Origin of the sequence: Sphingobacterium sp. Lzh-3 (assembly GCF_046764375.1) — a bacterium.
In the GTDB taxonomy this organism is placed as follows: Bacteria; Bacteroidota; Bacteroidia; order Sphingobacteriales; family Sphingobacteriaceae; genus Sphingobacterium.
Genome location: NZ_CP177226.1, coordinates 4,322,018 through 4,348,687 on the forward strand (window position 1 = coordinate 4,322,018; position 26,670 = coordinate 4,348,687).

Genomic DNA, 26,670 nt, shown 5'->3' on the forward strand with positions numbered 1-26,670 from the left:
CCCGAATTTAGCGGAAGGAACTATTGGTTTGTCTGCACAAGATATTGAAATATCCTTGATATCCAGCAATAAACATCCCCACAACAAATGGTAAATTATTAAAAAAGTTAAAGCCGCCTGATGTAGCAAAATCAGAGCGGCTCAGCTTACAGCACAGGAAAGTCTGTAAAGGTTACCTACCAGTGGATCTATTCGCTTAAAACAAACGTACTTTAAATCCCAGTTGATACTGGTCAATATGTGCATCCCAGTTGTCTACGATTTTATTATTCTTTTTAAACTGTCGATATCTAAAATACAAAGCTCCAAGATCTAGCCCCAAAGCGTATCCTATTCGTGTACGACTGTTGAATGCTGGTTTTCCATCATTGAGCTTATAAGCGTCGTCATTGAGCAGCATATTAAAATCCAGACCGCCCTGGATCGAAAATTTTCTCGTAAAATTAACTTTAAGGTACACCGGAGTGTTGAGGTATTTCAGCGAACGGGTCCCTTTGGACAAACCTCCGGAAAGAGAAGCTGTGTTGTCATTAACACGTATACGGGTTAAATTATAACTAGGCTCAACTTGAATATCCATCTTGTTATTAAGTCCAAAAATCAAATCTCCGCCCAATTGATACCCCATTCTATTGCCACCAAAAACATAACCATTTGCGCGTGAAATATTACCACCGGCCCGAAGTCCGAAGCCCATTTGTCCGTAACAGGCGGACTTGAAACCAAACAATCCCATGATCAAAAAACAAACTAGCGCACCATGCTTCAACTTGAATCGATCTATATCTATCATTTTTCCCATACAACACATCATTACATTAGACAAACAACTGTTTTTCGGCAATTTGCAACTTTACGAAATAGGCGATATTCTTCTTCTTTATACTTTCCTTCAACATTCGGGCTTCCAGTGTAAAATAAGCATGATTTCGCAAGAAAACTAGGGTCAGCGCATACCAAATGCGCTCGTCGATCACCTGATTTTTTCTATAATTTACTTCCAGATACATCCTTTGGTTAAGATCAATAAAACTTTTACTTCCCAAATGAAATGAGACTGCATCCACAACTATTTCTTCCAGCAGATTTTCCGGCTTTTTCGAGGGCCTTGTTGCAAAAATGCACATTTCAACTTTTTTGATTACGGACTCTGCAACCAAATGTTCCTGTAAAAAACACCTTGCAGCAGATGCACTCCTCTGACGGGTTCCTTTTACCCCTTCAGATAGATAACCTATATCCTGAAAATAAGCGGCACAATGTGCGACGAATTTATCTTCGGCCATCAAGCTATACTTTTCACTCAGGATAACTACCGCATTTACAATATCACGCACCCGATCAATCGTGTGAAAACACAGTTGTGGATTGTGGTTCTCGCGGTAACTCTGCACTAAAAAAAGATCTGCCTGCTGAAGTAAGTTTGTGTAATCCATTTAAACAAAACTAAAATTCCGTAAAAAATAGATTTAACATATTATACCAAAGGGCCTATTTTTTATACCAAAAGGCCCTTTAAACAAAAAGGCCAGGTAATCACACCTAGCCTCTGTCCTTAATTTTTCCTTTTTCTATCAATTATCCTAAGCGCCAAATCGCTTTAGATGGTTAATTGCTGTTGTTTATGACACTATTTGATCGTTACAGCAAAAGCATATTCATCGGGAGGAAGACATTGTGATGCGTCACAAGCTTGCCATTCCACTGTACCTTTTACTGTTGCAGTTCCTTTGTTGAGCGAAACTTTTTGCTGAAAGATCACTTCATTTGTAAAGTATCCTACATCCATTTTGAAAACCTCTTCGTGTTTAATCTTTGGTTTTGGTTCAGCTGTCTTACCTACCAACGCATAATCAGCAGCTTTACTGAAATTGAAAGATGTTGGAATTGGTCCTCCATCTTTTACATTTTGAGAGTAAATGTGCCAACCATCTTGAATGGTAGCCTTCACGTAAACCATAGCTTCCTTGTTGTTCAATTTTTTGCTGGCTACAGTCCATTTTACAGGTTTATGGATCTGAGCGAATGCGCCCGAAACGGCGAACATAACCACGGTCACTAACAATAAAATCTTTTTCATGTTTGTATCAATTTTTCAGTTTATTATTTCATCGGCAGCACATTTCATACAGTATTTTTTCTATAAAAAACACCACTTAAATGCTTACAACAATATTCGCTATAAACAGAATAAAACACAACATGATCACAATAAAACAATAAATTTTATCAAAAAATACCAATTAAACCATATTTTTTACACTTTTAGAGGCTCAGTTTTTTCAATTCCAGTAATATATTCAAAAAAGCTATCGGACTAAAACAAAGGGTATTGTCAAACATATCTGTTGGGAGCTTGTGAACGCATTCTGCGCTACAACTCCATCCCGAGCGAATCAATTTTACATAATTATCTGTATCTTATGCATGATTCACATTTATGCCATGGCTATACCAACCACAAAAGACGAACTCCTTCACGCTATACGTACAAATTACAGCAAGCTTGTCTGTGAACTTTCCGATATTCCAGTCGATCAAACTAATCTTCTTATGCTCCAGGGTCATGCTAAAGGAACAGTAATGAGTATAAATAATCTAATTTCCTATTTGATTGGATGGGGTGAGCTGGTTCTCAAATGGAATAAGAAAAGTGAAGATGACAAAGAGGTTGATTTTCCGGAGACTGGTTTTAAATGGAATGAGCTAGGCAAACTGGCTCAAAAATTTTATCAGGATTATGCCGACCTAGATTTTACGACTTTATGCGCAAAACTAGATCAAACTGTTTTAACAATTATGGAACTCCTTGAGCAAAAAACAAACATGCAGTTGTATGGTGTAACCTGGTATGGAAAATGGACCTTAGGCAGAATGATTCAATTTAACACCGCTTCACCTTATCAAAATGCAGTCGGGAGAATCCGTAAGTGGAAAAAAGAGAAAAAATAGTAAACCATCGCTGGATAAATATTGTTATTCAATAAACACATATATTCATTACTATGGGAAATCTATTATATACTATCGCTGTTATTTTGGTCCTGATATGGGCAATCAGTTTTTTTGGTGGATTCGTTGGCGGAGGACTAATCCATATTCTTTTGGTTATCGCTATTATTGCAGTGCTTCTGCGTGTAATTAAAGGAAACGCGTGAAGACTGTAAGCAGTTTATTACGATAAAAAGCTCCTCATTTTTAACGCTGAGGAGCTTGTATTTGCTGTATATTCTTTAGCTAAGGAACTTAAATATTCAGATCACCTTCATTACCTATATCTTCCGTTTCACCTGTTAGTCTAACTTTTAGCATCTTAAACAGGTTGACAATCATATTGGAGTCTGAATCCCAATAATGAGCATCTTTAGGCGTAACACGCAACAATCGAATATTGGGATCCTCCTTACCTTTCTCAAACCATCCTTCCATCATTTTGTTCCAGTAACGATCGATCCTTTCCTGATCTCGCGAAAGACTCGCTTTACCATTTATACTTAGAAAGGTGTAGTTTTTGGGGTCCGCATAAAATAAGGAAGCTTTTGGGTTTTGTGCGATATTCTTAAAGGTATCGCTCTCAGCAGAACAAATAAACCAAATATCTCCATCTTCGTCTACTTCTTGTCTACTCATTGGAACCCCATGTGGATACTCCGATTCAGCTGGAAATGAACACACTGTTCCCACATCGATTTGATCGACAATTGCTTTAAGCTTATCTAAAGCTTCTTTGTTATTTAAATTATTCTCTGCCATAATATGTCGTTTATTAAGGAACAATATCCTATAGAAAATCGTTTATTTTTTCAGCAAATTCGGGCTATCTTCGGCAGTGAAAGGGGAAAAGTACGAGTAAAAAAAGATAAATCAAGTAATTTTACGCGTCCATAATACTAATAATATTAGTATTTTTACATCAAAATATTAGAAAATAAATCATGTTTGGTTTTGATGATAAATTGCAAATATTAGCTGATGCCGCTAAATATGACGTAAGTTGCAGCTCAAGCGGAAGTAAACGAAAAAATAGTGGTGGTATAGGTGATTCATCGACTAGTGGCATTTGTCATACCTACACCGAAGATGGTCGCTGCGTCTCCCTGCTAAAAATTTTAATGACCAATTATTGCATCTACGACTGTTCATTTTGTGTGAGCCGACGCAGCAATGACGTACAACGAGCCGCATTTTCGGTAAAGGAAGTTGTTGAATTGACCATGAACTTCTACCGTCGTAATTATATTGAAGGTCTTTTTTTAAGTTCGGGTATTTTCAAATCTGCCGACTACACCATGGAACGCTTAATGTTGGTCGTTAAGAAACTTCGGACGGAAGAACGTTTTAATGGTTATATCCATCTCAAGGCGATTCCAGGTGCGAGTGAATCGTTATTAAAAGAAGCAGGTCTATATGTTGACCGGATGAGTGTGAACCTCGAAATTCCCACTGAGGAGGGGCTCAAGCTCGTTGCCCCCGAAAAGGACCATCAATCCGTTCGCGAGCCGCTATCGATTATTAAAAATGAAATCCTCAACCTTCAGCAGGATCGAAAAAAAGACAAGAAAACACCCATGTTTGTACCAGCAGGCCAAAGTACACAGCTGGTTATTGGAGCGACTCCAGAAAGTGACCTACAGATTATGCAGGCCGCCAATGCATTCTATAAAGATTACAATCTCAAACGGGTTTATTATTCGGGATATATTCCCATCAACGCGACCGATTCCAACCTACCCCAAATTGGGACATCACCGCCTCTTGTACGTGAAAACAGACTTTATCAGACAGATTGGCTTCTTCGGTTTTATGGTTTTTCGCTTCATGAAATACTCAATAGTACGCATCAACAGCTCGATCTGGAAATAGACCCTAAACTTGCCTGGGCGCTACGCAACCCGCAATTCTTTCCCATCGACATTAACAGCGCTACGTATGAATGGATTATCCGAATCCCCGGTATTGGCAGACAATCCGCAAACAAAATTGTACAGTCACGCAAATATGGAAAATTAAAAGAATATCAACTTCGAAAAATAGGCATTGCCTATAATCGCGCCAAATATTTTATGGTTTGCCAGGATACACTCATCGCTGGAGGCTTCCACTATCCCGAAAACATCAGAAAGTCTATTCTTGAAAGTAACCCTCGTACAAAAATTACGGCTTCCAATACCCAGCTAACACTTTTCTAATGGACTATATTTTTGACGGAAGTTATTCCGGGTATCTTTGTTGTGTATTTGAAGCCTTTGAACGGAAAGAATTTGATAGCATTCCCACAACAGAAAAGTCTGTGGAAATAAATATTTTTTCGGAGAAGCGACAGGTTCATACTGATGTAAAAAAAGCCACGCGCATTTTAGTGGCAATGGAAAAGATACTTGGAGCAAAAGAAACAAAAATTTTTTATCATAACTTTTTGTCCGATAATCAATCTGAATGGCTCAATGGATTTCGACTGATTATCGAACTTTTTCGAAGGGGAAAATTGGATATACGCAATTATGGATACCCACCTATACTCCGTATCCATCAGACGATCAAAAAGATCAGTCGCGAACGACACCGCATGAAGGCTTTTATCCGATTTGTCAAGTCCAACGATAATCTCTACACAGCCATCGTTGAACCCGATTTCAATGTGATCCCCCTGGTTGTAGACTTCTTTAAAAACCGATTCGCCGACCAGTGCTGGTTGATTTATGATATACGGCGAAATTATGGCTTCCATTATGATGGCAAAAATATCTTAGAGGTATCAAATAATAATGATAACGAGGTTCAAGATCCATATCAGCTAGAAGTGGATCTCGATCCTCAAGAAAAGGATTATCAGCATCTCTGGAAGACTTATTTTAAGAGTACCTCTATTGAATCACGCAAAAACCTGAAGCTTCATTTAAGACATGTTCCCAAACGTTACTGGAAATATCTCGTCGAAAAACAATAAGTCCCTAATCAACGAAAATCCTATTCATTTCATTATTTTGATCCGCCAAACAGCTTGCTCACCAACCAAATGACAATAGCGACTACGACAACAACCAATAGGATGCCCGACCACACACCAGCTTTAAATATACCCTCTATTGCTGCACAGCTCGACACGAGCATCAATAAACTCGACATGAGCGCAAATGGAATTATCTTTTTCATAAATACCTGTTTTAATTATTAATTGGAAGTATGACAATACTGACCTTGAAAATGTTTTACAGCAATGACGTTCATGTACTTTTTACATCTCGCTGCCGATACGTCCGATACGTTCACTGCATTAAATACTTGGGTAGTCCGTATTTTTTTGTCACAACGTGAAAGCGCTACGTTATTTACACCCTAAAAATACGGTTAACGGGCCATGGGAAGCTTTTGGGTACAGCATTTGATTCTGTTTACCCAAATAGCAAAATAGAATTTAAACAATAATTGACTAAAGATATGGACACAATACACCAAAAAGCACAAAAAATAGGATTGGAAAAAGGTTATTATCTATTATTAATGGCTATATTGGATTTACCTGTTGATGGTAAGGAAAAATCCGAAAAGAAAAAATAAACTTGGGTCCCCGGATATACAGGTAGCATTCCACGGTCTCAATAGTATAAAGTATTTTCTTAAAAAAATGTTCCTCCTATCCTTGGGATAGGAGGAACATTTTTTTAAGAACTCATTTTAATAATGCTTTTTTAATATCCTTCGTTCTGTTTAAAATCCTTCGTCACATCCATAACACTTTGTGGAATCGGAAACAGACGCCTGAATGGCTGTGTTGCCGGTTTGGCACTATAAGGCAGATCATACTTTCCGAAACGTATCATTTGTGGGCGACGAAGCAGCTCCCAGTAGGTTTCAAAAGCAATTTCACGGTAAAGATCGCCCGCATTCAACGAGGAAATTGTCTTCCCAGGTTCACTTCCATAGAGTGATTCCCTTGTGCGTGATGAACGTAATTTGTTAATATCGTTGAGCGCCAAATTCACTTCTCCTTTTCTGAAATAAGCTTCTGCACGCATGGTGTAAATTGCCCCAAGGCGCACCAATGGTATATCAACATTGCTTGAGCCATTGCCGTCCCCGGGATCGTATTCATATTTAAAAACCCGAACACCACGATTGATTTGATCTTGTTTAAAGACAGCCTGTTTGGGATCGTCAAAATTGAGTTCTGGAGTAAATACCATCTTTGTACCAGCGCTTTTCTCCATAGACAATTGCGATACCTTAATACGTCCGTCTACGGTCATTTCAAAAGCCCCATTTGCAGTCAGCTTTGGCCCATACTGTTGGCCTTCAATAATACCGCGGTTAAAATGAAACCACATCAGATTTGTCCCCGGTACAATATCTGTCGATGGAACACTTTGCTCCCGATCATTATAAAACCAAGTACCGTCGCTATATTGATATTTTCTTGAGAAACGTGGATCATCATGATTTCCATTCCATGTGGCATAAAATTCAGGTGTGATACAGGCTGCATTGGTACCACGATTTACCGGAGTAGGCCGCTGGTTACGTTCAACGCAGACGTAAGCAAAAGAATTGGATCCATTTCTGATCTTATCGATTTTCTGTGTAATTACCCAGATTAGCTCAGGGCCTTTCTCATTTTTAATGGAAAAGCTATTAAAATAGTTGCTTTCCAAACGGAATTTTGAAGAATTGATCAGCAGTGACGAATAATAGATGACCCTATCCATATCTGTTCCCTCACCAGAGACAGCTTTCTCTGTAAATTCATAGGTATTTGCCATCCTGTTTTTAAAAACAGCACGATTGAGATACATCTGTGTTAATAAACCGTAGGCTGCTTCCTTGGTAAATCGACCATTGTGGGTGGATTGATCGCCCAACGAAGCCAAATCAGGAAGTAAGCTTTCGACTTCTACAATCAGTTCATCAATCGTGGAGGCTGCCTTTTTTATTTCCAGAGGAGCACGTTCATCCAAGGGGTCTCTATATGGAACCTGACCATACAAATCCAGAACCGTATACATGTAAAATGCCAATAGTCCTCTGGATTCAGCAAGAAAGAGCTTTTTTTGTGGGATATTTGACGCTGTCACCGCTTTAATCGCCGTCATTGCTCGTGTGATTCCATTGGTTAACATATTCCAGTTGTCCGTGACAATGGCATTATCTGGTGTCCAGGTAAATTCATGCATTGAACGCCATTTACCACCATCGCCCCAATCACTTCCACGGGTTGCCAAAATAGCTTCATCAGTGGTATATTGCTGGAGCGCAAAAACCCCACCATGATCAACAAAAGTTCCTTTTCCCAGACGATCATAAGCCGCGGCCAATGCGCCTTCGGGATTTGAAGCATCGTCACCAAGCACCTCATCGAGTACCTGCTCATCCAACTTTGTACAACTACCTAAAAGCAACATAAAGGATAGGCAGAGGATATATTTATTAAAAAAAATCTTTTTCATCACTAAAATTTAATCGTTGCACCAAATAAAAATGTCTTTGCCGAAGGATAGGCCGTATAATCAACCCCCAGCGACTGGTTGCCGTTACTTACACGCGGGCTGTTGATCAACGGATCATATCCCGAATATTTTGTTACCGTCCATAGGTTCTGTCCTGTTACGTATAATCCAACGGATTGAACCCATTTCTTGCTGACCAAAGGTATCGTATAGCCTAAACGAACAGAATTAAGACGAATAAAATCAGACTTTTCGAGGTAAAGCGTTGAAATCTGCGGGTTATTGGAAGGACTGATATTGGGCGCATAATACCTATTGGACACATTTCTATCCGATGCCAGATTATTAATATTCAAGGCATTCATCGCCATATTATTAAAATTATAACCGCCCAACTGTCCGATAAATGAAAAAGCAAAATCAAATGCCTTATAGTACATTTGGCTGTTCAGACCGTAGGTAAATTTAGGTAAAGCCCCTTCGATAATTCGACGCTGGTCACTATATTGGTAATTACCTTTATCATCTACTCCTTCATAATCCCATAAATAAAAGGAGCCGGCAGCATATCCGCTCTTATAAATATTGACGTTCACACCAGATTGCCCTGGTCCTGCAATAGCGCCGGAAAGAATTTCGGATACTGGCAAATCTTCGATCTTATTTTGCAATGTAGCACCATTGACATCCACTGTCCAGCTAAATCCTTCCTTATTGATCAACTTTGATCCGAGTAAAAACTCAAATCCTTTATTCACCAATTTACCATCGATATTGACCCATATATCGGCCGTAGGGCTCAATACCTGCGAAGGGATATTTAATATTGCATCTGTTGTGGTTTTATTGTAGTATTCCAATGTTCCGTACAATTTACCTTTCCACAAATCAAAATCAACACCGAAGTTTGTTTGTGTCACAACCTCCCATTTTAAATTTGGATTGGGTGTACGATTGACAGATACGCCATTGACCAGTGCAAGGTCGTCATTCATGTAATAGCCATTGCCAGCTGCCAAGGAATAGCTCGCTTTGGTGATTTTATTCTGCACTTCTTGATTACCCGTATTCCCCCAACTGGCCCTGAATTTCAAGTCATTCAGCCAATTGGTCTCTTTCAGAAAGTTTTCCTTAGCGATATTCCAGCCTAAAGCAAATGAAGGGAAATAACCATATTTGTTATTCTTTCCAAATCGGGTCGATCCATCGGCGCGCAAGGAAGCTGTCAACAGGTAACGATTGTCATAACTATAGTTTACACGTGTAAAATAGGACTGCAGTTCATTCTCCTGAGAAAAACCTGTCGCTGTTGTTGGACGTCCAGCGTAGCCCGGATTATTTTCAGGAAGTACACCTTCCCCCTTATTTGCGATACCATCAATGGTATAACCATTTCCTCCATTATCAAATTTCTGATAGGAAAATCCCGCTAAAGCTTCAATTTTATGTTTATGGATCAGTTTACTATAATTCAGGTAATGCTCGAGCAGGGTATTTTTCGAATTCTGATTATATTTCATGAATCTTCCTCGTGGATTGAGGTCGGTAATATTGGGGAAAATAGTGGTATTCCGTTCACCCATGGCGCGGTCAATTCCTAAATTGAACTTGTATACCAGCCCATCGATAATGCGAAAAGAAATATCCAAATTACCCAATGCACGCAGTGTCCGCGTATTATCCCGATAGATATCCAACAGATACATCGGGTTGTAATGCGCATTCATATTAAAATTTGTAAAATTCCCTTTGTCATCAAATACAGAACGGGTGGGATTTGCCATCAAAGTATGTGTAATCAATTGGCCAAATGCCCCCGTATTGTCACTTGTCGGTACACCGATATCTTTGGTTTCACTAGCCGTAAGGTTAAATCCAACCGTAAGCCTTTTATCATCCAAAAACGACTCGGAAGCATTAACACGAGCAGAAGTTCGTCTAAAATCACTGTTCTGTACAATCCCCTGCTGGTCCATTTGTGCGGCAGACACATAATAATTACCTGTACTACTTGCTTTTGAAAAGGAGAGGGAATTGTTTCTTGTTTTTGCCGTGCGATAGACCACATCCTGCCAATCGGTGTTACTACCGTGATCGAATGCCTTATCTTTTATTGCACTGCGGTATTGCTCGGCAGACATCACATCTACTTTATGAGCCACCGAAGAAAATCCCAGATACGAATCAGCCGTTAGATTGGCCTCCCCCTTCTTGCCTTTTTTTGTCGTAATAATCACCACGCCGTTAGAACCTCTTGCCCCGTAGATTGCCGCTGCTGAAGCATCTTTAAGTACCGTAATGGATTCGATATCGCTTGTATTCAGAAAATTCAGTGGGTTTTTAGGTCTACTTGAACCAAAACCGATATCCTGGCCACCAGGGCTCACATTTTCATTGCTCAAGGGTACTCCATCAACAACAAATAGCGGTGTACTGCCACTGCGGATAGAACCTACCCCTCTAATCGTTACATCCACGCCACCGCCTGGCTCGCCGCTGTTCCCTACTACACGCACGCCGGGAACTTTACCTTGAATTAGATTATCGGCCGAGATGACCGCACCCTGTCTGAAACTCTTTTCATCCAACTGATTGACAGAACCTGTTAGATCCTGCTTCGTTTGCTTTCCATATCCCACAACGACAACCTCATCCATTGCATTGATAACCGTATCCAATTGAACAGTCAATACATTGTTATTATTGACAGCGACATCTTTAGGCTGGTAACCTACGATCGTAAACTGAAGAACAGGATTTTGGCTTTGTACCTCAATTCGGAAGCTACCATCCGCTTGGGTACTGATCTTATTGCTCATTCCTTTTTCTGTCACCGTTACAGCAGCAAGCCCCTTACCGTCTACTGATTTGACTATCCCTGTGATCTGCCGTTTCTGAATATTAATCCGTATGTCTTCTGTTTTCGACAAGGCAGCCGTGGTGCGATTCAATACAATATTATTATCTACGCGCTTGTAATCGATCTTGTATCGCTTACAGATGTCTTCCAATACATCGTTAAATGGTACATTTCTATAATTTACATTGACAAGCTTATCTTCTGAAAAGATGGACTCGTTAAAGAAAATATTAACACCACTTTTCTTCTGTAGGTCTTTGAGAACGGTAGATAGTTTGGCATTTTTCATGGATAAACTTACCTTTTGTGCGTAAGTCATCGCTCCGACATGCATATTTGCGGCAAATAAGAGCGGCAAAGCAATAGACAATTTCATTGAAATTGGAATTTTAAAGCATACGTTTTCCTTGATAGGGAAAACGCGAGCCCGATTTTTTTTATAAATTTGCATTGGTTGATAAATTAATAATAAGCGACTTGATCTATCAATCTAGGATTTATCCAAAATCCATCAATTAGACAGGAGTGCTTCCAACACTCCTGTTTTTTTCCTGTTACATTACCTCTACCCTCCTTTCTTTCCGCTCAAAGCGGACACCCCCGGCTAGGGCGATTGTTTTCAACAGTTTATCGATATTTTCATATCGGGATATTGAACCCGAAAAGCGAACTTTTTCTAAATTGCCATGATAGCGGATTTCGACGTCATACCAACGGCTAATTGCCTCCATCACCTCATAGATTGAAGCGTCGTCAAAGGCAAAATTCCCATTTTTCCATGCCATAAAGTAAAATGGGTCGACCACAGCTTTGGTAAATACAGCTTTCTTGATATCGTATCGTGACTGTTCATTGGGTATCAGGAACTTCTCGCCAACTTGGGCTCCCGCATAGGTCAATTTTACCTTTCCTTCAGTAAGTGTAGTAACTACCTGCTGATTATAACTGGAGATATTAAAAGCCGTCCCTAGCACCTCCAACGACTGTCCACCCGTTTTCACGATAAAAGGAATACGTTTGCCTCCATTCATAAGCTTCGTGACCTCAAAGTAAGCTTCACCTTCCAGATCAACCTCTCGAATCTGCGCCCGAAAATTGATGGGGTAGCGAATTTTCGTCATAGCATTGAGCCACACCTGTGTACCATCGGGAAGCACCAATTTGTACTCACCGCCTTTAGGTGTCACTATCGTATTATATACCAATTTATTTTCAGCTTGTCCCTGCGGGAAATGATAGGTAATTTTTCCGTCTTTGGTTTTACGAACAGTAAACGATGTGCGCACAATGGTGGTATCTCCAATGATTTTTTCAAGATCGACAGCAGTTCCATCATCAAATAGGATCTGTGCTGTCTGTCTTCCCGGTACTACGATCGAATTTTGGTTAACAACTCTTCTTTCGCCCGTCTGTTTAGAAGGTTGTTGTAAATAAAAATATAGTGAAGCTGCAAAAGCACATAAAAAAATAGAAGCGGCCATTTTAAGCCACGGACGCCTTGGCCGTCCGGAACTACGGGTATCAGGAATCGCTTTAATTTTTTCATCCGCCTCAATGCGCGATAAAATTTGTTGAAACCGTCTTTCTTTGTCAATAGTACCCTCCTCTACAACATGTCCCTCCTTGTCCCATTGCTCTTCCAAAGCAGTAAGAAACTTAGGGTCATTTATCAATTCCTGAATCCGTTTTATCTCTGCCGCGTTACAAGAACCTATTCTATATTTTGTGATCAGTTCACTGTACTCCTTATTTTCATTCATGCTTTCTTTGCTCTTCTATACTAACTAATCGAGCGAAAAAGAAAGATGTACCAATGGATTTGTAAAATATTTTAAAAAAAATAAAAACGGCATCATCCCCTTGATTACATAGGGCACTAATACCTATGCTATGTTAAAACTACTTTAGGTTATAAAAAAAATAGAAAAATCTTGTCCAGACGAAGGCGGACAAATTTGCTGGCCAATGCCAGATGATTGCGTACCGTATTTTTGGATAGCCCCACCTGTTCGGCAATATCCTGATAACTATGATCCTCCAGCTTATTAAGGCGGTAGATACGCTGCTGCTGTTCAGGAAGTTCTCCGATGATTTTTTCCAATTCCTGTTGCAGCTCACGGTAGTCCAGTTGTTGTGCAAGGGCCTGTCCAGCCTCTTCCCAATCTGCATGCCGCTCGAGTTCATATTGGTCGCGCAATACCTTTCTTCTAAATCCAGAAATAGCCATACGTTTGGCCACGCGATATAAAAAGGGATAAATTGATTCCGGTGCATTTATTTTTTCACGATAACGATATAATTGCACAAAAGCTTCCTGTGTAATCTCTTCTGCCTCTTCCGACTGACCTGAGAAATATAAAGCACGTGAAAAGATCTCTGGTTGATATTTATCAAACACACGTCGAAAAGCCTGCTCATTTCCTTGCTGGAAAAGAATGAACGTATTCATCTCTATAGGCATTTCCTTTAAACTCATCGGTTGTTTCTTATCGTAAAAAAAAATATGGATAAATAAACGATGTCCATTTAACTTTACTGTTAAGCGAACATAAATTTATCTCGATACTTTTTTGGTAATAGAAGATAATTGGTTGAATCTTATTACTAAAATATAAAAAGGAAATGGAAAATCCATTTTTATTCTTTTTATCAAGCCTCAGGAAGGCGTTAAAACGGAAAAATAAAGCCTTTTTCAGTAGTTGAAAAAGGCTTTTAGTCATATTTACATCAACAATTTTTCCTAAACTCCTCAGGACTCATTCCTTTATTTGCTTTAAAAAATGTACTGAAATATGGTACATTTTCAAAACCAAGTTCAAAGGCAATTTCTTTTACAGTTTTAAAAGTATGATAAAGCAATCGCTCGGCCTCCAATAGTATGCGTCCACGAATAATAGTACCGCAGCTCGTCGATCTTTTTTTTCGACAAATCCGATTAAGATAGTTGATCGATATATTCAATTGCGCTGCATAAAATGACGGATAACGCTGCTGCGCATAATGACTATCAACCAAAGATTCGAAACTTCGGATTTTATCGTCATCTTCCTCCTGCGTTACAGCCACATGATCGACCACGATTTGCCGTCCCAAAATCTGGAGCAGCATGGTTAAGTAGCGGCTCAATACACCGTGAGCACTCAATTTGACTGAATTATAAGCTGTTTCCATCAAACTTACTATATGTAGACAACTGATCATATCTTCTTTTGAGAGCACAAAAGCCTGCTTACATCTACTCCTTAAAAAATGAAAGAAGTTTCTTACGGCAGTGTTCTGCCTTTCCATGAAAAAAGATTCTGTAAATAAGACACTGTATCCTTCTACAGACGAACCTGCCTGAAAACTACACACACAATTTGAATTTATGCTGATTATATCATGGCCAGCTATAATCTGTACGCTCTGATCCGCTACCATAGACAGTTCACCACTCTTGATAAGCAAAAGGGTATAAAAAGATCTTAGATGGAGCGTATTTTGATTTACTTTAGCTTGTAAAAAAGCTGCTATAGGCATAATAACGATTCCCTTCGAAGCGGAATCAATATCTTCTAATTTTAGAAAATCTAGTTTCTCTTTTCGTATTACCATTTCTTTATGATTATTCTGTGAATAAATATTTGTAGAATAATCAAATGATAGGCGGTCTAAAAATTTCAGGTAATATACCTCCGAAGGTATCGGAGGCAAAGTCCTTTGGATAGACAGTCTTCACAGCAGGTACTATTGGAGAGCACAGCAAGATTTCCTTCACATACTGTACAAAGACCAATATTTCCATCCCCTTCATTTTGGCGAGCACATTGTTCACATCCTTTTGTTCAACCGTCTTTTCGCTGAGGAAACAGAAACCTTTACAGCTCACGGCCGGTTCAAAACGATTGACACAGAGATTTTGCTCAATATACGTGCGATTGCACTCAAATTCAATAAATGCCCACAACAGATTGGTTGCCTGCACACATATTGCCCAAGCCATTGTCATACAAAACCACCATCTACAGCGCTGAGACTTCATTGATTTGATCTATTTTGTTGTGCTATTACGTTCGCGCAAATATTCTAAAATGGCACGTGCCTCTTCTTGATTCAAGCCCAAACTAATCATTGGCGAACCATATTCCTTACTAAGTGCTTTTGCGTCGGCATCTTTCTCCAGCATGGTTGCCGGATCCAGCATCATGTTCATAATCCACTCCGGGGTACGACGTTTGATGACAGCATCCAATGATGGTCCTACTAATGTGCGGTCAAAACTATGGCACATTGCACATTTCGACACAAATAGTTCTACACCCCTATTTGCAAGCTGCGCATCAAAGGCTTTGTGTTCAAAGGAGGTAATGGTTCCTACACCTTTGGATCCCTCTGTTTTATAATCGAGCATGGCCGCAGGCTCAGCTACGGAAGGTTGCTCGGCACGATCTTCTTTCTTGGCTTTTGTACCCTCATTTCCGCTACACGCCAGTATAGCTACAAAACCGAAACAGCCTAGGATTACGTTGATTCTCTTTTTCATTTTTATTGTTTAAGTATATTGGTAAAATAAATTCTGTTTGTATTAAGTGACCTGCACCAGATATTTTATATCATCCTGATTTGATTTTTTGCCCGCTTTCCATAATTCGACAATGACTTCCCAGCGACCCGGCATAGAAAAATTAACAGTGCCTTCATAGTAACCATTACCTGTACTTTCGGCCGCTGCATTCCCCAAAGATTCCTGTCCCATAGCAGGCATAGTGGTCTTTAGTTTAATGACATAATGATCTAATACCGGAAAATGATGACCATTCATTTTATTCATTAAAAATCGAATCGGATGTTTTCCCTGCTTTACGCTATCAGGCAATAGACAGGAAATAAATACGCGGCTATCGTCTCTGGTTCCTGAACTCATCGTTCGCATGGTAGCTGCGGCAGTAACCGGAATCTTAATGGCGAGCGTATCTTTTATACGACCGTGACTGCGTATCGTATGTAATTGCCAACCCGTTCCCATCTGCGGGATATCTGCCATTATAAAAACCATCCGGCTGCTATACCAGCCTTCACCAAGCGCGATTGGAGGTTCAAAGGGGCCACCATGCTTCATGCGTCCCATACTCATTTCTGGATAGAAATCAAGCGACTTATCATTGATCGGCTTTCCCAAAGTATCTCTTAAACGCAGATAAATAGTATGATATTTATTGTTGAGTTTGGCATCCGCAAATACGGCATATTTGGTAGCCTCCCAAACTGTATCCGCTATACGGACCAGATCGGTCTCCTTAGGCCGGATAAAATCTGCTGCATTCTTGCTGCCTTTTTTTGAAGGATCGATGGTACAGGAAGAAGTTGAAAAAGCAACTGAAAGCGCGAGTAGCAGAAAGATCAAGCCCTCGACGGTCCCTACACGGGAATATATATGCATATGAATTGATTTAAATCTTTTGACAATAGACAGTACCTGCCATCAGTCAACATGCCGACAGCCCGTACAAAAAGCAAAATGATTTAAACCAAAGGTGGGTGAAAAATAGTAAAGACAGGTCTATAGCTATAGTTTGCCTGGTATGCTGGAAGTAAGGTCTCCGCAGCCGCTTCTTCAAACAGCGTGATATCAAGGTTAAAATGCTGCTGATTATTGATAAATACAACGTCGATGATACGTGATTCAAGGTTCTTTTGTTCCTTCTCCTCATGTTCACGCATTTTCTTCATCAAAATACATTGTCCTCTACAGGAAAGTGCCTTTTCGTTGAATCGATTGATACACTCATTCTTAGCGATATAATCTCTGTTAAATTCAAAAACAGTCCATAGCCATACCGACGAGAAGCTCTGCAGGAGCATCAGCGGCAGTAGAATCCATATCAATTGTTTCGCTTTCATGTATCGCTAGTGCAGCAAATATACTAATTATTGACATACCAGCAACGAATTGTTTCTTTTCAATATGTCCATATACGTTCTGAAAAATCAATAACTTTTGGTACATTTAACTAAAAATCACGGGCTTTGAGCAAATGAAGTTTAATCCTCTTTTAATCATTAAATTATTTCTTGGGCTGTTTATCTGCGTTGGAATAGGTTTGACCATATTTATGATTGCTCATGACAGCAAAGTCGTAGGTGCCTATTTCGTTTCTGGACTTTTCATCCTATTTCCCGGTATTATCCTATACGGTATGACTGCTGGATTTCGAGTCTCTGAGAAAACCATGGCACGACAGATAGCGCAACAGGAAAGGGTAACATCTGATGCTAAGGGCCTATCCCACCAAATCCCCCTGCTAAAAACAACCCAATTTATTGCGTGGGAAACTATCGAAACCATTGTCTACAGCAACTACCACAGCGACGATCGGGTACAGTTCATCTTTTATCTGACACAACCGGCATTTCAAATCGCGTCAGAGAAACCGGGATGGATAGCCAAAGCACTCCTACCCCTGATAAAAAAAAGTAAAAAGGTCGTTATTGATGAGAATTGCATCAATTTTCCCGAAATACCAAAAATGTTAGAAAAATACTTTTCTCCTATCCATCCAGTTGACATGTGCGAATCTCATAAAAAAGGAACTCTCCTAAGCTCAAAAACCATCGTAATGGAAAATACAATTCAGATCGAAGAATATTGGAAACCAAATCCAAATTTTGAATCTGAAAAAGTCATTTATGACCGATACAACCGGACAATTGATGAACTGAAACAATCAAAAAACAGCTAAAATTTGTTTTCCTGAGCAAAATCACCCACGTCATCGTGCAACATTCAACAGGTATTGCTTATTATTTATTACTACGTTGGTACATTGGCTGGGTGATATTTATGTCTGCAGCTGTGGCAAGCAGAATAAAAATCCAAAATAAGCTGATCGGAGATATGACATAAATTCCAGCAATTGTTGCTGATAAAATGGATAAATTTGTTCCTACTAAAATTATTGCGATGATTGATAGAATAACAGCATACTGGAATGACCGTAGTAGCTCTTGGCGCAAGGAACGGGATGAAGCTTGGCTCCGGCCGGAGACTGAACGCTGGCTAGCATTTTTCAAGTCGGTCCGTAGCCAAACTACAGGCAATAAAGTACTTGAAGTTGGTACTGCTACGGGATATTTTGCCAACATTATGACCCTTGCAGGTTTTGAGGTTACCGCCGTTGACGTCTCCCCACAGATGATTGAATATGCAAAACTCGTTAGCCAAGAACTAGAACTTCGCGTAGACTATCGGGTCATGGATGCTCAGGTCTTACAATTTGAAGCCAATACCTTTGATCTCGTTTTCACGAGATTGATGACATGGACCATCCCCGATCTTGAGCAATGTTACCGTGAAATGGAACGCGTGCTTAAGCCGGGTGGAAAACTGATCAACCTGGATGCCGATTTTGGGAAAACGGTCTTTAGTACCGACAGGCATGATGAATGTCCATCCGGCGCTATCGATCAGATCAATGACATCAAATCGGCATTGGACATCAGTGCACATCAACGTCCTGCGAAAGACGTCGAGCTATTGGAAGCAGTTGGATTTGGTTCTATTGAAGTCGATATGGATGCCCAAAATCGTATTCTTGAGCTCCCTGTTGAAACTGAAGGGCTTTTCATGCTGGAAGCTATCAAAAAGTAAAATTTGAATTCATCCTAATAAAGCCATGTCAGGGCCTATGTAGATCACATTCGAAATACAAAACAAACAAAAAGCCTCCATTGAATGGAGGCTTTTATGGTTTTAGCAAACCGAATTAAAACTTATAGCTACAACTCCCGACAACATTCAATAGCTTTTGTGCATTAGCCGTAGTGTAACCAATCCAATAGTGCTCATTGGTCAGGTTATCTGCTTTTGCTCCAACTCTGAACTTCTTCGTATCATAGAAGACATTGGCATTGAGAACAACATATTTAGGCAATTCAAATGTTCCATTTGTCGCATTGATAATCTTGTTGGCACTTGCATAGTTTCCACCGAAGCCCAGACCAAGGCCTTTTAGGTTGCCGTCCATAAACTGATACGTAGCATTGAAGTTTGCCAACCATGGTGAAGACGCGGTATTCGGTCTCTTACCCAAAACAGTGGCATCCGTCGTTTCTGTAAATTTAGAATCATTGTAGCTCAGCCCAGCGATCAATGAAAAGCCTTTGACCAAATAAGCGTTCACTTCCAATTCAACACCTTTACTGTTGCGTTTCCCCATTTGCTGTTCGATTGCCCTTCCCTGTGGTGTATAACCTATTGTCTGTAATGTATTCTTAACATTAATGTTGTAATAATTAAGTGTAGCATTAACTTTTCCATGCCATAGATCTGCTTTAAATCCACCCTCCCATTGGTTGGCTTTTTCGGGATCCGAAAGAGAAAGGTTAGAGGCTGTATCGGAAACAAAATAGCCATTGCTCGTAAAGCTATTCTGATAGTTACCAAATACCGATAATTTCTCTTTCACAATTTCATAGACCAACCCTAATTTGGGCGACCATGCTCGCTGTGTATAGGCCGGAGTTTCATTGGAGCCTTTCACTCCGCCATTGAATTTAACGCTTTCATAACGAATCGCCGTCATCAGGTTTAAGCCCTGTACAGGTGTGATGACATTGGATACATAAGCGCTATAGGTATTGGACTTATTTTTCAATGGCCAGGTTGCGTTATCCCAAGCCGGTGTATTGCGGATTGAATTATAATATTTTTTTACATAGTCAGCATTGAAATTGCTGTAGTCTGTTTGCCCCGTAAAAGGCACAAAATCTATTACACCGAAGTAAAAGAATTGATCATTGCGCGTACGCAGATAATCTCCGCCCACAACTGTCCGGTTACGCATATGACCGATATGAAAGTCAAAATTAAAATTTTGCTGCACCTGTAGATAACGTTGCTTGCTATCTGCGGTAGACTGATCACCGCGGTATAAACCAACTTCCTTATCGTTGGGATCAGCACCATACGATTTCGTCGTGATATAGAAATAAGGATTGAATCCATTGGAGTAACTATAGGCACTATTGATCGCTGTCGACGATCGGATATGTTCGTTAATTTTATAATTGACCTGTCCGAACAAATTGCGCGTGCGGCCTGTATTGTATAACCCCGATCCCACATAAGGCTTTTTATAATCAAGCCCCGCTTTCTCCAGGTCTTTCATCCCCGAAAATCCAAAAGCAGACAACGGGCCTACGAAAAAGAAGTTCTGCTCAGACTGGGCCTTGTTGTCAAACATCTCATATTCGAAGTTAACATCCACTTTATCATTTACTTTCCAGGTTAGACTGGGAGTAAACGCAAAATACGTATTGTGTACCTTCGGGTTTTGAAAATTTCCTTCGGTAGTATAGGCCGTATTGACACGAAACAGAAGACTTTTATCCCTTGTCAACGGTGCATTAAGATCTGCCTGCGCGCGATAATAATCATATCTTCCAGCCGAAACCAACACATTGCCAGCCAGACTATCATACGGTTTTTTCGTGACACGGTTGATCACACCACCGTACGAAGTCACATTACTTCCATACAGCGTAGCTGAAGGTCCTTTTAAGACTTCTATTTTTTCAATATTCACGGCATCTACTGTACCACTTACAGGAGCTACCAAACCATTCCGCAACGAGTTATTTGAAATAAATCCACGTAGGTTGACATAAGCGCCACCATCGCCGGCACGCCCTGTTGCATTCCACATTTTTTGCAAACCGGTCACATTTCGATAAGCTTCATCCACAGTAAAAATCAGTTGATTTTCTAAAGCCACACGATCAATTGAAGAATAAACCTGCGGATTTTCGATTGCCCGCAATGGCATTTTATTGGTGTATTCACTGTCTTTCTTGATGTAGGCATTAATGATGACCTCATCCATTTTATTCATCTTTACAGTGTCCTTTTGTTGCCCATAGGCAGCGATACTTGATAATACAGAAGCACTTAATATCAACTTCTTCATGTTTATGGTAATTTATTTGTAGTTATTTGTAATAGTGTCGAATCACAAGAAATAGAGGGACGGTAAGGGCAAGCCAACCCAAATGGTCCCATAGACCATCGCCCAACAGTGCCACAATTAGTCCAAACAGCGATAGCGCAGCCAATAGTAATGGCATACCCCAAAGTTTTAGAAAGGTATTTTTCATGGTTAAGATTCTTTAGCAAAAAATAGCTGCTGCTCTGCACGACGCCTGGCAATCCATAGATAGAGCCCTGTTATCAGAACGAAAATGGTGAAGACATCAAATACAGCCCAAACAATTTTAAGAATTGCCCCCCCATAATTTCCAAAATGCAGCGGTTCGGACAGGAACAGCGTATTGACATACCAAGGCATTTCCCGGCTATCCGTTACCGATCCCGTTTTAGCATCAATCAGAACGGGCCTGAGTAGCTTCGATGTCAGCTCTGTATTCCCACGCATAAATACAGCATAATGATGCTTGCTAGTAAAGGGAGTTCCGGGATAAGCAATAACTGCAGCCTTCATATCTTTCAAACTGTTTTCAGCCGACAACTTTGCCTCCTCCAGCGAGCTATAGTTAGCTCTAAGGGGCTCTTGATTTTTATAAGGCGCAGTCATCTCGGCCAGCTGTCCCTGTTGCCAGAGCCCAAGGATCACGTCGGAGAGCGTATTGATTACACCTGTAAACCCGACAACCAGCATCCATGCCGTTAAAGCGATCCCCAACAAATTGTGCGTATCCAACCACTGAAGTCTTTTGGACCGATTCCTGCGTACCATTCCAAAATCATATTTTTTCATAATGGGTCCATATAGCACAATCCCTGAGGCAATAGAAATCATAAATAAAATCCCCATCAAGCCTAGAAATAATTTGCCAGGAATACCCAAAAACATATCGGTATGCAGTTTAAGAATGATATGCATCAGACCATCCGTTTTTGGCGCTCCCAAGATCTCCCCGGTATACTCATTAAGAACCAGATATTTACTTTTCTCATAAGGTGCATCCGGTTTATCCACGACATCAAAAAGCACCTTATTTTTTTCATTTTCATCCCAGAACGCATAGCGCACCTTCTCTCCCGGAAACCTAGATTCCGCAATTTCTGCCAACTTATCGAGGCTTAACTTCTGCTGTGTGACTACAGCCTCTTTATTTTCTTCTAGTAGATGTTCGATCTCTTCATGAAAGATCAACGGTAAGCCCGTGATGCAGAGGTATAGAAGAAAAATGGTGCAAATTAGACTTGTCCATTTATGCCAGTTGAACCAACGCTTTGCAGTCTTCTGTTTCATCGGTAGTTTTTTTGCAAATGTATTATTTTTAATCAATCTAAATAATAAAAATAAATATTTTTATAAGCTCACCTATTTGAGCGCAGAAAACAGCTACATTATTCGGTTATATTGTAACAGCTACAGTTGATAGATGTAGCGATTCCAATTGATAAACTGCTTTACCACCAATACATACAAAACGGAATATGCCCCTTACTTCGGGGTGAAACGAATGTAGGTCTTTCCTCCTATAACCTGCTCAATGGGAAAAAGCGGGAACATAATCGATCGCCGGACCGTTCATGAGAAACGATTTATCATGACAAACTTAGTTTGTCACCTAATTTTTCAAAAAAAAAGCCCGATATGAAATCGGGCTTTTACAGTGGATTGATTACCATCATGAGACAGCCTGATAAGCTTTCCGTGGAAATGAGATACGTACAGAAACACCTGTACCATACTGGTTTTCGAACTGCATTGTTCCATCAATCCGTTTGATCAAGTCTTTACAAAGGGAAATACCCAGACCTGCACCATTTCTATTCTCTGATTTTTTGCGATCCCAGCTATCGACAAAATTTAGGTTATGAAGGACTTCTGACGTAAGTTCGTCTCCTTCGTTACTGACAATGAGTTCCCATCGATCGCTCTGATCATCGATCAATTTTAGCGCGATATTACCACCAACTCGCCCATATTTAATGGCATTGCTGATCACATTTCTAAGGACAAAAGCGAGGATTCCCTTATGTGTATCCACCCTAAAGTCCGGATTCACCGAATTAATGACCTGTATATTAAAACGCTGGATTTCCAACGTATAGATCCCCAATACCGCTTCAATTTGATCGCGAATATTACAGTTCTCGGTATTTTCAAGTTTATCCCGAAGTTGGGATTCCGTCCATAGTAAGACCTCTTCCAACATCGTACGCGATCTGGCCACCTGTCCTTTTAGATTTAAAAAGATGAGTTTAAGTTCCTCCTTATCAACTAGAGAAATATCATCAATCGCCAACAAAATTTCGACCGATGCAAATGGTGCTCTGAGATCATGTGAGGCAATCGATAAAACTTTAGTCTTGAAACTCTCGGCAATTTTTAATTCCTCATTATAATGGTGAATACGAATTGCCTGTTCACTGAGGATGCTGTTGGCGGTCGTTAATTTGAGCTGTTCAACCTTTAACAAGCGGTTCTTTCGGATTAAAAAGTAGATCAGTACTCCAATAAGAGTCTTACTGATGACTATTCCAACAATAAGTAAGGTAATAATGGTTTGGCTTTGCACAATTTTTAGGTAATAAATTAACAATAATGACTAATGGAATATCAAAGCTAAACAATCACATCCTAATTAAAAAATTTACCTTAAAAAAAATTACACTTACCTCGATTCTTGCTTAACTCACTCAAAAAAAGCTAGGTCACAATATTGATCCAGCCTTTACAAAAAACTATTCTCTAATAGACAATTACTTCGGAGTCGACTTCCGCAAACTAAATTATTAAGGGCACTAATAAATTATTAAGGTCACGAACAAGAGCACTACGGTAAAAAGCCTCCTGATCAAAAAGATAAGCCGCTTTCTAAAAGACAGTGGCTTCTTTTACTGCTTCTATTTGTTCTTTTCGTCCAGAGCGGGGCACTTTTAATGATCGGATTTCGCTTTTGTGACTCCATCCGTTTGACTGAGAATAATTTCCTGACTAGGTAAAGCCAGTTCAATACTTTCATCAGCAAAAGCTGCATAAATCTTGGTTAATAATCCGCTCTTGACACCGCCACTATCTTTGGATATTCTGACCCAAAAATAGAGTTCGACCACCACTGCCTGCGAGCTCACCTGCACAAATTGCACAGCAGTGCCACCTGAAGAAAGAATCTGCTCGTCCTCGTCCATTATTTTTTTAAGCTGCTGAGTTACCCGTTCAAGATCTACCCCATATTTTACCTCAAGTCGAATACTGAGACGTTTTTTGGCACCACCCTGGCTCCAGTTCATCACATGTGCATTGAGCAGATCTCCATTCGGCATAATCAGATCGGCCCCCTCAGCTGTCGCAATAACACTGCTGCGAAATCCGATAGATTTCACTTTTCCCGATCGCCCACCGATCTCAATTAGATCATCAACATTCACAGGCTTTTCAAAGGCAATGATCAAACCACTCACAAGATTGTTGACAAGCGTCTGTAAGCCGAAACCTATTCCTACACCCAATGCCCCTACGATAATTCCGATCTGCTGAACCGGAATCCCCAGCGCCGAAAAGGCCAGAAAAAATCCAATCACGATAATCGTTATCCGAACGAGCAAAATCCAACTTCCCAGTCTAAATTTATGCTGAGCCGTACCTTCCTTTTTCTCCCACTGGGAGTCCGCAGCAAAATAGGAAACGATCTTCGAAAGCACCGTTGCACAGACCATAATTAATAGAAACACCGCGAGGTTATTGACGGAAAACTGATAGTTACCCAAACGGTGTTCGGTTTCCAAAAAGTCTCTCAAGGGATCTGCAAGGAACCTGAATTCGTAGAAATTTCTGCCAAAGAGCACAAACCATCCAACAATCAATACCGCATAGAAAAAAACCGGGGCTCTTTTGCCCACCCTATTATAATTGATATAAAATAATCTTCTTTCCTGCTTCTGATAGACCGAAGAAGCCAATTGCAATCCCTCATTGACCAATCGAATCACCCACAAAAACAAAATAAAAACCACAGCATTTGTCAATCCCGCCACCAAAAGCACTTTACTAAGGTTGAAACGCCCAAAAAGGTTCATTATAATGGACGCAAATTCCAGAAAAACCATAAATGCAATTGGAAAAAGTATCCAGCGTTCTTTGATCTCGTCGCGACGTTCCTTATTCAAGAGCGCCAGCAGACCGACCAGGCAGGAAAGGGTAGCAATGACAAGAATCAACCAACGTTCCGATCGTGAAGGTTGAAGCACGAGGTTATCTAATCCGGCTAAAATAAAAAGGGTCAGAATGGAAAGCCATATCGCCATCCAATACCCTGTTATTGCCGGTCTAAAAACGAGGGATAAAAAGACCGAGGCAACAGTCAATATGGTGATCGTAAACACAAAAGGTGGTGCGGGAAATATAAATTGCATGACGCACAGTCCGATGATTAACCCACTCAGAAGCGGTCGGTGCAACAACAGACTTGACTGAACCGTATTTTTATCGTTGATCCTCCTGCGCAATACATAAACATAGGAAACGACGACCAGGGTTGCCAGAAAAAAGAAAAGCAGTTTTCCCAGATGCGCTCTCAAATAATAGAAATAGAGCCATTTTGCTTTCACGAATGAGAAGAAGAGGATTTCATTCATCGGTCGCTCAAACTTACTTGGGACCCAAATATTGACAAAGTTGCGAGCTATCGTTCGGTTTGAGAGCCGGTTCTGGTAGTAGAGCACCTCCTCCATATCCGATTCCAGCCGTGCCAGCTCGATATTAATTTTATTCTGCAGTTCGTGGACACTGTTGATCCGCTCTGCCAATTTCAGCGTAATGGGTGAAATCTCCCTTGCGATCACCCGAATCCTGTCCATATACCGGGCAAGATTAGCAGAATCCTTGGAGATGACAAAAAGTGCGGGGTCATTGCTCAACGAGTCGAGATCCAACTGATAATTTGTGATCCTATCCTGATAACGGTCCATATCGCGTTTTAAACTCCTTACCTCTATGGAAAGTGCGTTCAAGATGTTGAAGGTCACTGTTAGGTTGCGCGATGATTGGGCAGAACCCTTGTTTTCAAAGACACCATCTTTTGCAATATCATGTAAGACGATCAGCTCCTTCAGCTCCTGGTCCACGTTCAACGAATCGAAACCTTTGCGCAGAAAGGAACGCGATTGGCTCGCCAATAACTTAATATCCTCCAATACCCGATTTTGGCGGATGGCTGCACGGTCCATTTCCAAATCCCGGACACTCCTTTTAGCCGATTCTTTAAAAAATCGTTCCGTCTTGTCTACAAATCCCTGCTGAACAGAATCTTGGGAATTACCAAACAGCACCCTTGAAAACAATATGATGAAGAAACATGCTAAAAATTTCCTGCGCATTGCCATTGAAGTTTATTTTTTTCCTTTAGGTATTTAAATTGTAC

General features: G+C 40.3%; 25 protein-coding genes. 6 read left to right on the forward strand and 19 right to left on the reverse strand.

Going from position 1 to position 26,670, the window contains the following annotated elements; translation table 11 throughout:
* Window positions 1–196: 196 nt before the first annotated feature.
* The 3 genes from ACLCDV_RS18305 to ACLCDV_RS18315 all read right to left on the reverse strand — a co-directional run bounded on the left by ACLCDV_RS18305 (window position 197) and on the right by ACLCDV_RS18315 (window position 2,080).
* Entirely contained in the window at window positions 197–802 is a 606-nt protein-coding gene (locus ACLCDV_RS18305; RefSeq protein WP_411971873.1) for an outer membrane beta-barrel protein, read from the reverse strand.
* A gap of 16 nt (window positions 803–818) precedes the next feature.
* A complete protein-coding gene (locus ACLCDV_RS18310) occupies window positions 819–1,436 on the reverse strand; it encodes a hypothetical protein (RefSeq protein WP_411971874.1) in 618 nt (205 codons plus the stop codon).
* A gap of 194 nt (window positions 1,437–1,630) precedes the next feature.
* Complete coding sequence (locus tag ACLCDV_RS18315; protein WP_075993535.1) at window positions 1,631–2,080, reverse strand: protein-disulfide reductase DsbD N-terminal domain-containing protein; 450 nt, start codon at window positions 2,078–2,080, stop codon at window positions 1,631–1,633.
* A 347-nt stretch (window positions 2,081–2,427) separates the two neighbouring features.
* Here ACLCDV_RS18315 and ACLCDV_RS18320 point away from each other — a divergent pair, with 347 nt between their 5' ends.
* Window positions 2,428–2,952, forward strand: a complete 525-nt coding sequence (locus tag ACLCDV_RS18320; RefSeq protein ID WP_411971875.1) for a ClbS/DfsB family four-helix bundle protein — start codon at window positions 2,428–2,430, stop codon at window positions 2,950–2,952.
* 53 nt (window positions 2,953–3,005) lie between these two features.
* Window positions 3,006–3,158 carry a lmo0937 family membrane protein gene (locus tag ACLCDV_RS18325; protein ID WP_112376008.1) on the forward strand — a complete coding sequence of 51 codons (153 nt, stop codon included), beginning with the start codon at window positions 3,006–3,008 and terminating at the stop codon, window positions 3,156–3,158.
* Between the two features lie 88 nt (window positions 3,159–3,246).
* Here ACLCDV_RS18325 and ACLCDV_RS18330 read toward each other — a convergent pair whose 3' ends face one another.
* Window positions 3,247–3,753, reverse strand: coding sequence for a pyridoxamine 5'-phosphate oxidase family protein (locus ACLCDV_RS18330; RefSeq protein WP_411971876.1), 507 nt, complete (start codon window positions 3,751–3,753; stop codon window positions 3,247–3,249).
* Window positions 3,754–3,935: 182 nt separating this feature from the next.
* On the opposite strand from ACLCDV_RS18330, the gene ACLCDV_RS18335 reads away from it, so the two are divergent.
* Window positions 3,936–5,189, forward strand: a complete 1,254-nt coding sequence (locus tag ACLCDV_RS18335; RefSeq protein WP_411971877.1) for a putative DNA modification/repair radical SAM protein — start codon at window positions 3,936–3,938, stop codon at window positions 5,187–5,189.
* A complete protein-coding gene (locus ACLCDV_RS18340; RefSeq protein ID WP_411971878.1) occupies window positions 5,189–5,947 on the forward strand; it encodes a TIGR03915 family putative DNA repair protein in 759 nt (252 codons plus the stop codon). The genes ACLCDV_RS18335 and ACLCDV_RS18340 overlap by 1 nt, the downstream gene beginning before the upstream one ends.
* Window positions 5,948–5,979: 32 nt before the next feature.
* Here the strand turns inward: ACLCDV_RS18340 and ACLCDV_RS18345 are convergent, their stop codons facing one another.
* From ACLCDV_RS18345 to ACLCDV_RS18390, 10 genes are all read right to left on the reverse strand, one after another.
* Entirely contained in the window at window positions 5,980–6,153 is a 174-nt protein-coding gene (locus ACLCDV_RS18345; RefSeq protein WP_198385947.1) for a hypothetical protein, read from the reverse strand.
* 536 nt (window positions 6,154–6,689) lie between these two features.
* Window positions 6,690–8,441 (reverse strand): RagB/SusD family nutrient uptake outer membrane protein, encoded by a 1,752-nt coding sequence (locus ACLCDV_RS18350; protein ID WP_411971879.1) that lies wholly within the window; start codon window positions 8,439–8,441, stop codon window positions 6,690–6,692.
* A 2-nt stretch (window positions 8,442–8,443) separates the two neighbouring features.
* Window positions 8,444–11,677 (reverse strand): SusC/RagA family TonB-linked outer membrane protein, encoded by a 3,234-nt coding sequence (locus ACLCDV_RS18355; RefSeq protein ID WP_411971880.1) that lies wholly within the window; start codon window positions 11,675–11,677, stop codon window positions 8,444–8,446.
* 178 nt (window positions 11,678–11,855) lie between these two features.
* Window positions 11,856–13,061 carry a FecR family protein gene (locus ACLCDV_RS18360; RefSeq protein ID WP_411971881.1) on the reverse strand — a complete coding sequence of 402 codons (1,206 nt, stop codon included), beginning with the start codon at window positions 13,059–13,061 and terminating at the stop codon, window positions 11,856–11,858.
* Window positions 13,062–13,210: 149 nt separating this feature from the next.
* Window positions 13,211–13,777: an RNA polymerase sigma factor gene (locus ACLCDV_RS18365; protein ID WP_411971882.1), complete on the reverse strand. Its 567-nt coding sequence runs from the start codon at window positions 13,775–13,777 to the stop codon at window positions 13,211–13,213.
* 251 nt (window positions 13,778–14,028) lie between these two features.
* Window positions 14,029–14,895: a helix-turn-helix domain-containing protein gene (locus ACLCDV_RS18370; RefSeq protein WP_411971883.1), complete on the reverse strand. Its 867-nt coding sequence runs from the start codon at window positions 14,893–14,895 to the stop codon at window positions 14,029–14,031.
* Between the two features lie 40 nt (window positions 14,896–14,935).
* Window positions 14,936–15,283 carry a hypothetical protein gene (locus ACLCDV_RS18375; RefSeq protein WP_411971884.1) on the reverse strand — a complete coding sequence of 116 codons (348 nt, stop codon included), beginning with the start codon at window positions 15,281–15,283 and terminating at the stop codon, window positions 14,936–14,938.
* A 48-nt stretch (window positions 15,284–15,331) separates the two neighbouring features.
* The gene (locus tag ACLCDV_RS18380) at window positions 15,332–15,823 is read right to left on the reverse strand and encodes a c-type cytochrome (protein WP_411971885.1); all 492 of its coding nucleotides are present in this window, start codon (window positions 15,821–15,823) and stop codon (window positions 15,332–15,334) included.
* 42 nt (window positions 15,824–15,865) lie between these two features.
* Window positions 15,866–16,720 (reverse strand): FixH family protein, encoded by an 855-nt coding sequence (locus ACLCDV_RS18385; protein ID WP_411971886.1) that lies wholly within the window; start codon window positions 16,718–16,720, stop codon window positions 15,866–15,868.
* Window positions 16,721–16,803: 83 nt separating this feature from the next.
* The gene (locus tag ACLCDV_RS18390; RefSeq protein ID WP_343567801.1) at window positions 16,804–17,181 is read right to left on the reverse strand and encodes a hypothetical protein; all 378 of its coding nucleotides are present in this window, start codon (window positions 17,179–17,181) and stop codon (window positions 16,804–16,806) included.
* 134 nt (window positions 17,182–17,315) lie between these two features.
* Here ACLCDV_RS18390 and ACLCDV_RS18395 point away from each other — a divergent pair, with 134 nt between their 5' ends.
* Entirely contained in the window at window positions 17,316–18,020 is a 705-nt protein-coding gene (locus tag ACLCDV_RS18395; RefSeq protein ID WP_411971887.1) for a hypothetical protein, read from the forward strand.
* 221 nt (window positions 18,021–18,241) lie between these two features.
* On the forward strand, window positions 18,242–18,928 hold the full coding sequence (locus ACLCDV_RS18400; protein WP_343567799.1) for a class I SAM-dependent methyltransferase: 687 nt from the start codon (window positions 18,242–18,244) through the stop codon (window positions 18,926–18,928).
* A gap of 115 nt (window positions 18,929–19,043) precedes the next feature.
* Here ACLCDV_RS18400 and ACLCDV_RS18405 read toward each other — a convergent pair whose 3' ends face one another.
* The 5 genes from ACLCDV_RS18405 to ACLCDV_RS18425 all read right to left on the reverse strand — a co-directional run bounded on the left by ACLCDV_RS18405 (window position 19,044) and on the right by ACLCDV_RS18425 (window position 26,626).
* The gene (locus tag ACLCDV_RS18405; RefSeq protein ID WP_411971888.1) at window positions 19,044–21,245 is read right to left on the reverse strand and encodes a TonB-dependent siderophore receptor; all 2,202 of its coding nucleotides are present in this window, start codon (window positions 21,243–21,245) and stop codon (window positions 19,044–19,046) included.
* Window positions 21,246–21,267: 22 nt separating this feature from the next.
* The gene (locus ACLCDV_RS18410; RefSeq protein WP_317665071.1) at window positions 21,268–21,432 is read right to left on the reverse strand and encodes a hypothetical protein; all 165 of its coding nucleotides are present in this window, start codon (window positions 21,430–21,432) and stop codon (window positions 21,268–21,270) included.
* Window positions 21,433–21,434: 2 nt separating this feature from the next.
* The gene (locus ACLCDV_RS18415; protein WP_411971889.1) at window positions 21,435–22,550 is read right to left on the reverse strand and encodes a PepSY-associated TM helix domain-containing protein; all 1,116 of its coding nucleotides are present in this window, start codon (window positions 22,548–22,550) and stop codon (window positions 21,435–21,437) included.
* Window positions 22,551–22,932: 382 nt separating this feature from the next.
* On the reverse strand, window positions 22,933–23,826 hold the full coding sequence (locus tag ACLCDV_RS18420) for a HAMP domain-containing sensor histidine kinase (RefSeq protein ID WP_333574582.1): 894 nt from the start codon (window positions 23,824–23,826) through the stop codon (window positions 22,933–22,935).
* A 361-nt stretch (window positions 23,827–24,187) separates the two neighbouring features.
* Window positions 24,188–26,626: a mechanosensitive ion channel family protein gene (locus ACLCDV_RS18425; RefSeq protein WP_411971890.1), complete on the reverse strand. Its 2,439-nt coding sequence runs from the start codon at window positions 26,624–26,626 to the stop codon at window positions 24,188–24,190.
* Window positions 26,627–26,670 lie beyond the last annotated feature (44 nt).

Bases quoted from the DNA above. Each gene is read 5' to 3' on its own strand.
- ACLCDV_RS18335 (WP_411971877.1), top strand. From the start codon at position 3,936: ATGTTTGGTTTTGATGATAAATTGCAAATATTAGCTGATGCCGCTAAA.
- ACLCDV_RS18365 (WP_411971882.1), bottom strand. From the start codon at position 13,777: ATGAGTTTAAAGGAAATGCCTATAGAGATGAATACGTTCATTCTTTTC.
- ACLCDV_RS18355 (WP_411971880.1), bottom strand. From the start codon at position 11,677: ATGAAATTGTCTATTGCTTTGCCGCTCTTATTTGCCGCAAATATGCAT.
- ACLCDV_RS18390 (WP_343567801.1), bottom strand. From the start codon at position 17,181: ATGAAAGCGAAACAATTGATATGGATTCTACTGCCGCTGATGCTCCTG.
- ACLCDV_RS18305 (WP_411971873.1), bottom strand. From the start codon at position 802: ATGGGAAAAATGATAGATATAGATCGATTCAAGTTGAAGCATGGTGCG.
- ACLCDV_RS18375 (WP_411971884.1), bottom strand. From the start codon at position 15,283: ATGGCTTGGGCAATATGTGTGCAGGCAACCAATCTGTTGTGGGCATTT.
- ACLCDV_RS18395 (WP_411971887.1), top strand. From the start codon at position 17,316: ATGAAGTTTAATCCTCTTTTAATCATTAAATTATTTCTTGGGCTGTTT.
- ACLCDV_RS18410 (WP_317665071.1), bottom strand. From the start codon at position 21,432: ATGAAAAATACCTTTCTAAAACTTTGGGGTATGCCATTACTATTGGCT.
- ACLCDV_RS18415 (WP_411971889.1), bottom strand. From the start codon at position 22,550: ATGAAACAGAAGACTGCAAAGCGTTGGTTCAACTGGCATAAATGGACA.
- ACLCDV_RS18320 (WP_411971875.1), top strand. From the start codon at position 2,428: ATGATTCACATTTATGCCATGGCTATACCAACCACAAAAGACGAACTC.
- ACLCDV_RS18400 (WP_343567799.1), top strand. From the start codon at position 18,242: ATGATTGATAGAATAACAGCATACTGGAATGACCGTAGTAGCTCTTGG.
- ACLCDV_RS18385 (WP_411971886.1), bottom strand. From the start codon at position 16,720: ATGCATATATATTCCCGTGTAGGGACCGTCGAGGGCTTGATCTTTCTG.
- ACLCDV_RS18380 (WP_411971885.1), bottom strand. From the start codon at position 15,823: ATGAAAAAGAGAATCAACGTAATCCTAGGCTGTTTCGGTTTTGTAGCT.
- ACLCDV_RS18330 (WP_411971876.1), bottom strand. From the start codon at position 3,753: ATGGCAGAGAATAATTTAAATAACAAAGAAGCTTTAGATAAGCTTAAA.
- ACLCDV_RS18350 (WP_411971879.1), bottom strand. From the start codon at position 8,441: ATGAAAAAGATTTTTTTTAATAAATATATCCTCTGCCTATCCTTTATG.
- ACLCDV_RS18405 (WP_411971888.1), bottom strand. From the start codon at position 21,245: ATGAAGAAGTTGATATTAAGTGCTTCTGTATTATCAAGTATCGCTGCC.
- ACLCDV_RS18325 (WP_112376008.1), top strand. From the start codon at position 3,006: ATGGGAAATCTATTATATACTATCGCTGTTATTTTGGTCCTGATATGG.
- ACLCDV_RS18370 (WP_411971883.1), bottom strand. From the start codon at position 14,895: ATGGTAATACGAAAAGAGAAACTAGATTTTCTAAAATTAGAAGATATT.
- ACLCDV_RS18360 (WP_411971881.1), bottom strand. From the start codon at position 13,061: ATGAATGAAAATAAGGAGTACAGTGAACTGATCACAAAATATAGAATA.
- ACLCDV_RS18425 (WP_411971890.1), bottom strand. From the start codon at position 26,626: ATGCGCAGGAAATTTTTAGCATGTTTCTTCATCATATTGTTTTCAAGG.
- ACLCDV_RS18315 (WP_075993535.1), bottom strand. From the start codon at position 2,080: ATGAAAAAGATTTTATTGTTAGTGACCGTGGTTATGTTCGCCGTTTCG.
- ACLCDV_RS18340 (WP_411971878.1), top strand. From the start codon at position 5,189: ATGGACTATATTTTTGACGGAAGTTATTCCGGGTATCTTTGTTGTGTA.
- ACLCDV_RS18345 (WP_198385947.1), bottom strand. From the start codon at position 6,153: ATGAAAAAGATAATTCCATTTGCGCTCATGTCGAGTTTATTGATGCTC.
- ACLCDV_RS18310 (WP_411971874.1), bottom strand. From the start codon at position 1,436: ATGGATTACACAAACTTACTTCAGCAGGCAGATCTTTTTTTAGTGCAG.